Here is an 11,722-nt window from a genome sequence, read left to right as displayed (position 1 = left end):
CGCGCGGGTCCGGTGGCGTGCGGTGCGGGCGGTTCCGGCCACGGACCGGACCCGTCGCGGGGGCGCCGGACGGCTGGAAGACGCGCACCGCGCGCGTGGCCGCGCGTGGCGGCCGCGCGGGCCGGGGTACGAAGGCGCGTATGACACCGACCGCCACGTACCGGCTCCAGCTCCGGCCGGAGTTCCCGTTCGCCGCCGCCGAGGAGGCCGTGCCGCGCCTCGCCCGGCTCGGCGTGTCACATCTGCACCTCTCCCCCGTGCTGACCGCCGTGCCCGGCTCGGCGCACGGCTACGACGTCACCGACCACGGCTCCGTACGCGCCGAACTGGGCGGCGAGCGCGGCCTCCGCGCGCTCTCGGGCACGGCGCGGCGGCACGGGCTGGGGCTGGTCCTGGACATCGTGCCGAACCACATGGCGGTGCCCGCCGACGTACGGCTCAACCGGCCGCTGTGGGAGACGCTGCGGGACGGACCGGAGTCACCGTACGCGCGCTGGTTCGACGTCGACTGGGAGGCGGGCGGTGGGCGGGTGCTGCTGCCCGTGCTGGGCGGGCCGCTGCGCGCGGAGACGGACGCGCTGCGCGTGGACGGCGGCGGTGCGGACGGCGGTGGGGACGCCGACCGGGACGGCCCCGTGCTGCGCTACGGGCCGCACGTCCTCCCGCTGCGGGAGGGCACCGCCGGGCTGCCGTTGCCGGAGCTGCTGGACGCCCAGCACTACCGGCTGGCGTGGTGGCGGCTGGCCCGCAGCGAGCTGAACTACCGGCGCTTCTTCACCGTTTCGGAGCTGATCGGCCTGCGCGTGGAGGACCCGGACGTCTTCGACGCGACGCACGCCACCGTGCTGCGGCTGCTCCGCGAGGGCGTGGCGGACGGGTTGCGCGTCGACCACCCGGACGGGCTCGCCGACCCCACCGGCTACCTGCGCCGCCTGCACGCGGCGACCGGCGGCCGGTGGACGGTCGTCGAGAAGATCCTCGCCCGCGACGAGACGCTGCCCGCCTGCTGGCCGGTCGACGGCACCACCGGCTACGACGCCCTGCACCGCGTCGACGGCCTGTTCACCGACCCGCTCGGGCACGCCGAACTCGTCGCGCTGCACCGGGACTTCACCGCCGCGCCCGCCGACCGTGGCGGCGACTGGCCCGCCACCGTGCGGCGCGCCGCGTACCGGGTGCTGACCGGCGACCTCGCCGCCGAGACCGACCGCCTCACCCGCGCCGCCGTACGCGCCTGCGAGGAGGCCGCCGGGCTGGGGCTGCGCGACCACGCGCCGCCGGTGCTCCGTACGGCGCTGCGCGAGGTGCTCGTACGGCTGCCGGTGTACCGCCCGTACGCCACCGCGGGCGGGCCCGCCGGTCAGACGGACACGCGGCTGCTGGAGACGGCGGCGGAGGGGGCGCGGGCGGCGGTCACGGCGGCGTACGGGGACGCGCGGGAGGCCGAGGCGGTGGACGTCGTACGGGACCTGGCGCTGGGGCGGCTCGGCGACGGGCCGGCGCCGCGCGACTTCGTGGCGCGCTTCGCGCAGGTGGCGTCGGCGCTGCGGGCGAAGTCGGTGGAGGACACGGCGTTCTACCGGTACACGCCGCTGCTGTCCGCGTGCGAGGTGGGCGGCGACCCGGGCCGCCCGCACGTGTCGCCGGAGGAGTTCCACGCGTACTGCGCGCGGGTGCAGCGCGACTGGCCGACCACCGCCACCGTGCTGTCCACGCACGACACGAAGCGCAGCGCCGACGCGCGCGCGGCCGTCGCGGCGCTCACCGAGTGCCCCGCCCGGTGGCGCGCGCTGCTGACGGCCGTCGCCGGAGCGCCCCCGCGCGGGGGTGGCCCGGCGCCCGACCCGCACCTGGTGTGGTCCGCCTGGCAGACGGCGCTCGCGCTGGGCACCCCGGACGCGGAAAGGCTCACGGGCGCGCTGCTCAAGGCGGTGCGCGAGGCGGCGCTGCGGACGAGCTGGACGGCACGGGACGAGGCGTACGAGGACACCGTCACGGACGTGGTGGCGGACCTGGCGGCGGCGGGGCCGCGCGACCCGGCCCGCCGCGCGCTGGCCCAGTGGGCCGCCGAGGCGCGGCCGTACGTCCGCGCCAACCGGCTGGGCATGGCGCTGCTCCAGCTGACGATGCCGGGGGTGCCGGACCTGTACCAGGGCACGGAGCGCACGTACCGGGCGCTCGTCGACCCCGACAACCGGCGCCCGCCGGGCGAGTTGGGCGTCCCGGGGACGGGGACGGGGCCCGGTGAGGACGCCGAGGACGGGAACGGGGAGGACGGGGAGAAGCTGCGGCTGACCCGTACGGCGCTGCTGCTGCGCCGCGAACGCCCCGACCTGTTCCTCGACACCGCCTCCTACGCGCCGCTGCGCGCCACGGGCGACGCCGCCGCGCACTGCGTGGCGTTCGTCCGCACCGGCGCGGTCGTGCCCGTCGTCACGCGGCTGGCGCGGCGGCTGCACGAGGCGGGCGGCTGGCGGGACACCGTGCTGCCGCTGCCCGAGGGGCGCTGGCGCGACCTGCTCGCGGACCGCGTGGTGGGCGGCGGCGGTCCGGTGGCGGTGGCGAAGCTGCTGGACGGCGGGCCGGTGGCGCTGCTCGTACGGGACTGAGGGGCGTACGGGCGCGTAACAGGCGTACGGGGGCGCGATCGGGTCGGGTCAGGGTGCCGTCAGCCGGTACCCGACCTGCCCGAAGCGCACCTCGTCGCCCGGCTTCACGACGGCGGAGCCCGTCACCCGGCGCCCGTTGACCCACGTGCCGTTGCTGGACCCGAGGTCGCGCAGGGTCCAGCCGTCGCCCGTGCTGCGCAGCTGGGCGTGCAGACGGGAGACGGAGAAGTCGTTGAGCCGCAGCATCGAGCCGGGCGCCCGCCCGATGGACAGCGGGTACGGGCCGGGCTGCGGCAGCAGCAGTTCGGGCAACCGTTCCTTCTGCCACGCGCTGCGCACCATCACCGGGAACGCCGACAGCGCGCCGATCGCCTGGAACAGCCGCCGCGTACCCCGCCTGCGCGTGTGCAGGTCCCCGACCGCCGCGTCCAGCTCGTCGTACTGGTGTGCCTGGAGGATCACCTCCATCCTGCGCAGGAACGTGTCCTGCGAGACCCGTCCCGCCACCGCGCTCTCGCGCAGCACCTCCAGCGCCCGCTCCCGGTCGGCGTCCGACACCCGCGGGGGCTGCGCACGGTGTTCGAGTGGGGTCATCGGCTCATTCTCCGTAGGCCGGGAAATCCTGTCCAGGCTGCCGACCGCGCGAGGGCCCGGGATCGGTCAACATCGGGGCCGCACCGGTCGGTTCGGTCCTGACCGGTACAGACAGCGAACCGTATCGTTCCGGTTCCGGTGGGCCGCGAGCGGAGCGTACGCGGCGTGCCGCCCGTACGGCGCGGGCCGGTGGCCGTGGCCGCACCAGGGCCCGTACGCGGAAACGCCGTGGACGCGCGCGCCGAGAGGCCGTTACGGTGCTCCCACGCCCGCGACGGAACCGGAAGGAGGCGAGAGCCCGATGCACCGCAGCACCCCTCCGCGCTCCCGCCCCGTACCCCGGGCGTCCACCCACCCCTGACCGGGAGCGCCCGCACGCCTTCCGGAAGGACCCCGCACCATGACCGATCCGGTCGTCCGCGCGCTCACCGCGACCGACGCGCGCACCCTCTTCACCTCCCTCGACGCCTCCCTCGACGACCAGCACCTGGTCGGCCGCGCGCTGCTCGGCCGCCCGTACGGCACCGTCGCCGAGGGCGGCGAGTACCGGCCCGACTGGACCTGGGTCGCCCTCCGCGACGGCCGTACGGTCGCGCGCGCCGCATTCTGGGCGCCGCCCGGCGCCACGGAACCGCACCTCCTCGACTGGTTCGACTTCGCACCCGGCGAGCACGACGCCGCCGTACGGCTGCTGCGCGAGGCGACGCCCCGCGTCGAGTACGAGCTGGTGCTGCCGCCCGGCTGGCGCGACGCGCCCGCCACACGCCTGGCGGCGGAGGCCCGGATCGGCGCGGCGGAGGCGGCCGGTTACCGGCCGCTGGTCGAGCGCTTCCGCTACGAGTGGACCACCGCCGACGGACTGCCCGCACTGCCCGCCCGGCTCGACCTCCGGCCCGAACCCGACGACGGCGCCGTGCTGGACGTGCTGCGCCGCGTCACCCACGGCACCCTCGACGCGCACGCCCGGCACGCCCTCGCGGCGGCCGCCGACCCGGCGGCGGCCGTGGACGAGGCCGCGCGGGAGGACCTGGAGCACCTGCTGCGGATGTCGTCACCGCGCGCGTGGTGGCGGGTCGCGTACACGCCCGACGGCGAGACGGTCGGGCTGCACGTGCCGGGGCTGATCCCGAGCGGGCCGTGCGCGGCGTTCGTCGGGGTCGTACCGGAGCAGCGCGGGCGCGGGTACGCGTACGACCTGCTGGCCGCCTGCACCCACCAGTTGGTGGGCGAGGGCGCGGAGACGATCGCGGCCAGCACGGACCTGGGGAACGCGCCGATGGCGGCGACGTTCGCGAAGGCGGGGTATCCCGTCGTGCAGCACCGCTACTGCATGACGCCGCCGGGGGCGACCACCGGCTGAGCCCGCTCCGGTCGCCGTGTTCGCCGTGACGGCCCGTCACCGTGGCGCGGCGGGGTGTACTGCCGCAGCATGGTGCCCATGCTTTTCGAGGTGTGGGCACCACTGGCGGACCGGGTCACGCTGCTGCTCGAAGGGAGCGAGCACCCCATGAGCCGGGACGGCGCCCCGGAGCGGGCGGGCTGGTGGACGGCGGGCGCGGAGGCGGCAGCGGCGGCGCGGCCCGGCGCCCGCTACGGCTTCGCGCTGGACGGCGGCCCGCCCCTGCCCGACCCGCGTGCGCGCCGCCTGCCGGACGGGCCGGGCGGGCTCGGCGCGGTCGTCGACCACGACGCGTACGCGTGGCGGCACCCGTGGCGGGGCGCCCCGCTGGCGGGGGCGGTGCTGTACGAGCTGCACGTCGGCACGTTCACCGCCGACGGCACGTTCGACGCCGCCCGCGAACGGCTGCCGCACCTGGCCGAACTCGGCGTCACGCACGTCGAGTTGATGCCCGTCTCCCCGTTCCCCGGCCGCCACGGCTGGGGTTACGACGGGGTCGCGCCGTGGGCGGTGCACGAGCCGTACGGGGGGCCCGACGGGCTGAAGCGGTTCGTGGACGCGGCGCACGGGGCGGGACTCGGCGTGGTGCTGGACGTCGTCCACAACCACCTGGGCCCGTACGGGAACCATCTCCCGGCGTTCGGGCCGTACTTCACCGACCGGCACCGTACGCCCTGGGGCGACGCCGTCAACCTCGACGGGCCCGGCTCGGACGAGGTGCGCGCGTATCTGACGGGCAGCGCCCTGGCGTTCCTCGACGACTACCGGTTGGACGGGCTGCGGTTGGACGCGGTGCACGCCCTCGCCGACACGCGCGCCGAACACTTCCTCGCCCAACTCTCCGCCGCTGTCGACAGGTTGGCCGCACGCACCGGGCGGCCGCTCTTCCTCGTCGCGGAGTCCGACCTCAACGACCCGAGGACGACCGCGCCCCGCGCCCTGCACGGGCACGGCGTGCACGGGCAGTGGAACGACGACTTCCACCACGCCCTGCACACCGCCGTGACCGGCGAATCCCACGGCTACTACGCCGACTTCGCCACCGCGCCGCTCGGCGCACTCGCCACGACGCTGGCGGGCGGCTTCTTCCACGACGGCACGTACTCGTCGTTCCGCGGCAGACGCCACGGCGCGCCCCTGACGCCGGGGCCGCGAGGGGCTGGGCTGCCGGGCGTGCCCGTGATCGGCGCGCACCGCCTCGTCGCGTACGCGCAGAACCACGACCAGATCGGCAACCGGGCCCTCGGGGACCGCGTCGCGGCCACCCACTCCCCCGGCCTGCTCGCGTGCGCGGCCGCCCTGGTGCTGCTGTCCCCGCAGACGCCGATGCTGTTCATGGGCGAGGAGTGGGGCGCCCGTACGCCCTGGCGGTACTTCACCGACCACCCGGACCCGGTCCTCGCGGAGGCCGTACGGACGGGGCGGCGGCGGGAGTTCGCCGACCACGGCTGGGCCGCCGAGGACGTACCGGACCCGCAGGACCCGGCCACCCGCGACGCCTCCTGCCTGGACTGGGCCGAGCCCGAACGCCCCCCGCACCGCGCCCTGTTGGCCTGGCACCGCACCCTGCTCGCGCTCCGCCGCGCCCACCCGGCGCAGGCGCACGCGGCGCTGGGCGAGGCGCGGGTGACGTACGACGAGTCGGCCCGCTGGCTGGTCCTCCACAACGGCCCCCTGCACACGGCCGTCAACCTCTCCCCCGACCGTACGGCGGAGATCCCCTTCCCCCACCCGCCGACCGAACTCCTCACCGCCTGGGCCCCGTCGGCCACCCACTACGACGGCGTACTGACCCTCCCCCCGGAGTCGGCGGCGGTCCTGCGCTGAGCCCGCGACGCCTCACGCACGCTCGCGCGCGAGCACGACGAACGCCCGCCACGCGGCGGACCCGAACGCCAACGGAGCCACCCCACCCCACTTCGAATCCCGCACGAACACAGCTCCTCCAGCGTCACGCAGCTCCAGGCACTCCCCGTTCTGCATGCTGTAACTGCTCTTGCGCCAGCCACGATCCCGACCGGTCATCCCGAAGCACCTTCCTGAGTGTGGACGGCCAATTCCTCCGCGAGGGAGCCAAGCAGTGCCTGCGAGTCGAGGGGACTCAGGGCCGCAGCCCGGAGGTGATCGAAGACGCTGCCGTAGTGCGCAGTGTCTGCCGGAGCCTCCAGGTACGCATGGCTCGTGAGGTTCTCCAGAAGCACCACGTCCAGACCGGAAGGCGGTGGGAACTGGTACATCAGGAAGGGAGCCGGGCCACCCATGTACGCCCCTGCGGTGAAGGGTAGTACCTGCAAAGTCACGTTCGGAAGCTGAGCTACGTCGACCAGCCGCAGCAGTTGACCACGTAGGACGGTTCTGCCGCCCACCTCTTGCCGAAGCGCCGCTTCACCCAGCACCAGCCAGACCTTGAGTGGGTCGGGCTCGGTCCTGTTGAGGACCTTCTGACGCTCCATGCGCACCTGGAGTCTGGTCCGCTGCTCCTCGGTAAGCGGCCCGGCGGCACCTCCTCGGATGACTGCGGTGGCGTAGTCCACGGTCTGGAGCAATCCGGGCACCACGCCGGGCTGCCAGCCACGGCACTCCGCCACTTCGTCCTCAAGACCGATCAAGTCCAGGAAGTCTTGAGGCAACCGGTCTTCCAACACCCTCCACCAGCGCTGCCTCCTACCGTCGCGGGCGAGAGCCAACCAACCTTCCCGCTCACGAGCACCCTCGACGCCGTAGAGGTCCAGCAGCGCTTTGAGATCAAGCGGACGAATCCCACTGCGGCCCGACTCGATACGGCTGATCTTGGCGGCGTGGCAACTCAGTTGCTCGGCTGCGTCCTCCAGCAGCAACTCGCGGTCCTCGCGGAGCCGTCGGAGATTGGTTCCAAGCACTCGACGTCGCACTGTCGGCTGCTGCTCTACTCCCACTCGACCCCCTCCAGCGAGCACGTCACCGCAGCATCCTACTTACCGAAACAAGGCTCGCAACTTCCCCAATCTGCAAGGCTTGCACTTTATTCGATGTGCAAGCATGCTACTTAGCGAAGCCAGTTCGTCACTCAAAGCACCTGACGAGCGTGCTTGCTTATGCCCGAACTCGCCAAAGGGGACGACTCGTGCGCTGGAATGAACCCGCTACTTCCGCCGACACACGACAGATGTGCGTAACACTTCCGCGCACAGCTCACGGGGCGCAGCGCGCGCGGCATGCGCTACGTGCTCAGCTCGATGCTTGGGGGGTCGCGCCGGAGGATGTCGAGACGGCCGAACTCGTACTCTCCGAACTGGTCACCAACTCCGTACGCCACGCGACGAATCCGCCGGACCGCGATGTCCAGTCGCGAGCCTCGCTCAGCGGGGACGGCGTGCTCCGGCTGGAGGTGAGCGACGCGTGCCGGGACCGGCCGCGTGTGCCCGCGGAACGGCCCGGACCGGACGCGGAGTGCGGGCGCGGGCTGCTGCTCGTGGCCGCGCTGGCGGCGGAGTGGGGGGTGTCGGAACGCCCCTACGGGATCGGGAAGACCGTGTGGGCGCGGCTCAAGGTCGGCACGGGGACTTAGAAGCCGTCTCATTTGGTGAGTCTGCGATAGCAGATGAGGGTGCAGGCGATGCTGGTGAAGGCGAGGAAGTGGTCGGCCTTGCGTTCGTAGCATCGGTAGAGGCGGCGGCAGCCGGCGAGCCAGGCCATGGTGCGTTCGATGGTCCAGTGGTGGCGGATGTCACGTCTCGTTGGGTCCCAACGCCAGGTGGCATCTGTCTTGTAGGTCCGTCAACCGACTGATGTGCTGCACATGCGGCCGATCCGTCGGATCTCGTCCAGCGGATAGGGGGTCTGCCTGCTCTCGCGCTGGAACTTGCGGTTGAAGTCTGATATCACGGCCGCGATCGGCGCGTGCCGGGCGAGAATCGCTGCGGCCTCTTCTGGGATTCCGGTGGGGCGCCTGCCCTCTGCGTAGGCGCGCACCAGCTCGTAGCGACCATCCTGGTCTCCCCTCTGGTATCCGAACAGAGCGGTGATCAGCCAGTTCACCAGATACGTAGCGGTGTAACAGCGATCGTAGGTCTGGTGCCGGTCGAAGAAGTCGGCCTCGTCCTGCGACAGTTCGAACTGAGAGGAGATTGCGAGGCCGTAGTCCGCGAAGTAGAGGCGCTGGCCGTCGGTCAGGATGTTCTCGAAGTGCGCGTCGAAATGCAGGAGCCCGCGGTTGTTCATGAACGAGATACCAGCTGCCAGTTCCCTCTCCACCATGGAGCAGGCCCGGTCTGCGGCCTCGTCGCCGGCTTCGACCTGAGTGCCCAGCCACTGGTGCAGGTTCTGCGGGATGTACTCCAGGAACAGCACGACGCTCGCCGAGGACTGCTGGAGGGCCTCGATCCGGTGGCGCACCGCTGATCCGTCGCCCCAGTAGGCAACAGCCCGTTCGATGTCGGCCAGTTCCTCGGGCAGGAGTGTCGAGTCGGGCAGCACCCTCCAGTGATACATCAGCGGGAAGCCCTCATACGTCGCCGCGAGCACCCAGTCCGTTGTCGTGGTGTGTACGGCGAGCTCTCTCCAGGCCCCGAAGCCCGGTCCGCCGACGGCGCCGACGCCGTAGTGGAAGAACACGGGCAGGTCGAACAGGTTCGCCGTGGACCGGACGTGCTCGGGCTGCCTCTCCAAGTCGGTGAGGGGCACCCGCTTGACGAAGACCGGGGTTCCGGCGACCTCCAGCAGGGCCGACTCCCCGCCGATGCCTGCTCCGATCGCCACGGCCGTGTCTACGAGCTCGTGCAGGGAGCGATCGCTGAACATGGCCAAGGCTGTGGAGACGGCGCTATGGGCGGTGAGACGCGAACCGCGCGACATGTCACGGACGTTCACTGTTGCCTCCACCGGTACGGTCTGCGATTCCCCGGTACAGTCTCACGGCACGTCCCTCGGTAACTTGCCGACGTAGACGTTCGATCTCGTCGTGCACCCCGGCGACTACCTGTGCCTGTACGACGTGGTGGGCGGCCCGCCGCGCGAAGTTGCGAGGCACGTGTTCCGGCTCGTCCGGGTCGGCCGCCGCCTGCCGTACCCAGCCCGCGAACCGCCCGGTAGCATTTGCCTCTTGGTGCGCGGCGCGCACGTCCTCGTCCAGCGCGATGGTGTGCGGCTGCGGCACACGGCGCTCATCGCCTCGTCCGCAGCGGCGACGGCCAGCTCGGCCGCTTCCCCTGCGACGCGCACGCAGGTCCGCGCCGTCGGATACCCCGCGCCGTCCGCCACGGTCAACGCGTCCCCTCACAGTGCCGGCCACAAGATGCGCAGCGCGCTACCTGCCATCATGGCCAGCGCTAGGACTTCCAGCAGGAGCGCCCCGAAGAGCCGCCGCGCGCACCCGCGGTTGTGCTGGCGCAGGGTCACCAGCAGCGTGCATTGGAACGCCAACTCTGTCTGGGGCGCTGCGGCATCGCGCTGCCCGATCAGGTCGTGAAGTTCCACCACCGGCAGGGGCCTGGGGAGATTGATGAGCAGCCCCAGTGCGGAGGCGGCGGTCAGCACGACCAAGGTCCCGATGAGTAGGCCAAGCGCCACCGACGGCATGCGCTCGGCGTCGCCGAGTCTCGTGAGGGACAGGAACCCAAGGACGATAGCGACGAGGGTTCCCGCACTGGAGATGACGGCGATCCCGCGCTGCTCGAGCGAGTCCTTCCGAACGCGTTCGTCCGCAACTTGCGCACCTATCAGGGGTGCGAACCCCGCTGCGGGCACCGGTGGTTGGGATGCGGGAGCCGTCATGAGCGCGCGCGGCTGAAGATCGGCAGGTTCTGCTCCGGCCGCTTCCAGACCGTGACCGGCCAGGTAAGGCGCCGCCAGGACAGCAGCCCGTGCGCTCCGGCTGGTTGCAGCCCGAGGGACTGGCTCGCGGCCGCCACGGCGGCCGCGAGCCATGGCCCGTTGACAGCGTTGTTCCGTTCCACTTTGAGGCTTTCAATCCAGCTCTCGAACGGGGTCAGGGCGTGCCTAGCGGCATTCTCGGCTGCATCCAGACGCCGGTTGGCCTCGCGATGGGCCTGCCGCTTCTCGAGGTACTCCTCGCGGAGTTCCTGAATACGCGGGATCTTGCTCGGCAGCCTCAGGAACGCCACGTTCGGCGAATCAAACAAACGCATGACTTCCTGCACTGCCTCCTGAACATTGCCGGTGAGTGGCATTCCGCTGGCCAGCACCTCGCTTACCCGGCGGCACAACTGGCCGTCGTGGTCAGTCCGCGTCCCGCCGAAGCGGGCCAGGACGTCTACTGCCTCATCCCGCTCGTCGTGCCAGGCCCTGAGCGCCACGTCCGCGCCGCGTTCGGCTGCCGTCGCGGCACGGCAGGCCTCCGCTATGTTGACGTCGAGGGGCACTCTGGCGATCCTCAACTCGTCTTCGGCTGCCGCGATATCCGCGTCGTAGCGCCGAAGTTCCGCCAGGTGATCCTCTGCCTGGGATTTCGTTTGCTTGAGCAGCCCATATACGCTGTCATCGTTCTCGAGCGCGACGGCGACGGCCTGTTGCTCGCTCAGGCATACCACCACCGCACACGGGAGCAGCGCCTCAGAGATCCCGAAGAATTCCTGCATGTCACTGACAGTGCGGGTGAGGTCGCTCTGATGGTCAACTGGTCTCCTCGGCAGGAAGTCGACGGCCGCGGTGTGCACGTGCACGTGAGTCTGCCACTCCCCTTCTGGACGCAGCCCGTCCGGATACCAGGAACTCGATGGATTGGGGCCATCCCGGCCAACGATCCGTCGCACTCCGCGCACGCGAACCTGCACTGACCCGCTGCCCCAGCGGGCCAGTCGCCCCAGCCGCAGTTCCTCCCACGGGCTCGGGATGACCACCCCTACGTGGCGCGCGGTGACATCGTGGATGTCAGCCCACTCCCTGAAAAACCTCTTCTGCAACTCCGGTGCGTCGGCCGTCCGAGAGATCAAGAAGACCAGGCCGGCGTAGCCGCCGACCGAGGGGACCGGAAACGGCAGGCTGAGGAATTCCTCAATGGAGAGAGAAGTGATCAAGCCCATGGCAACCCCCGTATAGCCGTTTCCCGATGACCATAGATGAAGCACTCGTGCACCTGTAGAGACCCCTTCCCCAAGTTCCGCTGCCCGCAGCAGGATCAGCG

At 71.9% G+C, this 11,722-nt stretch carries 10 protein-coding genes and 1 pseudogene; 4 read left to right on the top strand and 7 right to left on the bottom strand.

The window, feature by feature from the left end; genetic code table 11:
* Nucleotides 1-140: 140 nt before the first annotated feature.
* A complete protein-coding gene (treY, locus tag D7M15_RS24275; RefSeq protein WP_121521310.1) occupies nucleotides 141-2,609 on the top strand; it encodes a malto-oligosyltrehalose synthase in 2,469 nt (822 codons plus the stop codon).
* A gap of 48 nt (nucleotides 2,610-2,657) precedes the next feature.
* On the opposite strand, the gene D7M15_RS24270 is transcribed toward treY, so the two are convergent.
* Nucleotides 2,658-3,203, bottom strand: a complete 546-nt coding sequence (locus tag D7M15_RS24270; RefSeq protein WP_121519450.1) for a DUF1707 and FHA domain-containing protein — start codon at nucleotides 3,201-3,203, stop codon at nucleotides 2,658-2,660.
* A 400-nt stretch (nucleotides 3,204-3,603) separates the two neighbouring features.
* Between D7M15_RS24270 and D7M15_RS24265 the strand changes: the two genes are divergently transcribed.
* A complete protein-coding gene (locus D7M15_RS24265) occupies nucleotides 3,604-4,563 on the top strand; it encodes a GNAT family N-acetyltransferase (protein ID WP_121519449.1) in 960 nt (319 codons plus the stop codon).
* Between the two features lie 78 nt (nucleotides 4,564-4,641).
* The gene (gene treZ, locus D7M15_RS24260; RefSeq protein WP_121521308.1) at nucleotides 4,642-6,429 is read left to right on the top strand and encodes a malto-oligosyltrehalose trehalohydrolase; all 1,788 of its coding nucleotides are present in this window, start codon (nucleotides 4,642-4,644) and stop codon (nucleotides 6,427-6,429) included.
* 12 nt (nucleotides 6,430-6,441) lie between these two features.
* On the opposite strand, the gene D7M15_RS24255 is transcribed toward treZ, so the two are convergent.
* Together D7M15_RS24255 and D7M15_RS24250 are read right to left on the bottom strand one after the other, a co-directional pair.
* Entirely contained in the window at nucleotides 6,442-6,627 is a 186-nt protein-coding gene (locus tag D7M15_RS24255) for a DUF397 domain-containing protein (protein ID WP_121519448.1), read from the bottom strand.
* Nucleotides 6,624-7,481: a helix-turn-helix transcriptional regulator gene (locus D7M15_RS24250; protein ID WP_276314472.1), complete on the bottom strand. Its 858-nt coding sequence runs from the start codon at nucleotides 7,479-7,481 to the stop codon at nucleotides 6,624-6,626. The genes D7M15_RS24255 and D7M15_RS24250 overlap by 4 nt, the downstream gene beginning before the upstream one ends.
* A gap of 266 nt (nucleotides 7,482-7,747) precedes the next feature.
* On the opposite strand from D7M15_RS24250, the gene D7M15_RS24245 reads away from it, so the two are divergent.
* The gene (locus D7M15_RS24245) at nucleotides 7,748-8,149 is read left to right on the top strand and encodes an ATP-binding protein (RefSeq protein ID WP_121519446.1); all 402 of its coding nucleotides are present in this window, start codon (nucleotides 7,748-7,750) and stop codon (nucleotides 8,147-8,149) included.
* Nucleotides 8,150-8,157: 8 nt separating this feature from the next.
* On the opposite strand, the pseudogene D7M15_RS24240 reads toward D7M15_RS24245, so the two are convergent.
* The 4 genes and pseudogenes from D7M15_RS24240 to D7M15_RS24225 form a co-directional block, all read right to left on the bottom strand.
* Nucleotides 8,158-8,304 (bottom strand): annotated as a pseudogene (locus D7M15_RS24240) (IS5/IS1182 family transposase); the annotation flags it as partial.
* A 54-nt stretch (nucleotides 8,305-8,358) separates the two neighbouring features.
* The gene (locus tag D7M15_RS24235; protein ID WP_121519445.1) at nucleotides 8,359-9,435 is read right to left on the bottom strand and encodes a protein kinase family protein; all 1,077 of its coding nucleotides are present in this window, start codon (nucleotides 9,433-9,435) and stop codon (nucleotides 8,359-8,361) included.
* Between the two features lie 420 nt (nucleotides 9,436-9,855).
* Nucleotides 9,856-10,326 carry a hypothetical protein gene (locus D7M15_RS24230; protein WP_121519444.1) on the bottom strand — a complete coding sequence of 157 codons (471 nt, stop codon included), beginning with the start codon at nucleotides 10,324-10,326 and terminating at the stop codon, nucleotides 9,856-9,858.
* Between the two features lie 23 nt (nucleotides 10,327-10,349).
* The gene (locus D7M15_RS24225) at nucleotides 10,350-11,621 is read right to left on the bottom strand and encodes a hypothetical protein (protein ID WP_121519443.1); all 1,272 of its coding nucleotides are present in this window, start codon (nucleotides 11,619-11,621) and stop codon (nucleotides 10,350-10,352) included.
* Nucleotides 11,622-11,722 lie beyond the last annotated feature (101 nt).

The sequence above is a fragment of the Streptomyces sp. Z26 genome (assembly GCF_003665095.1).
Classification (GTDB): Bacteria; Actinomycetota; Actinomycetes; order Streptomycetales; family Streptomycetaceae; genus Streptomyces; species Streptomyces phytohabitans.
This window is presented reverse-complemented; position numbering and strand designations above follow the sequence as displayed.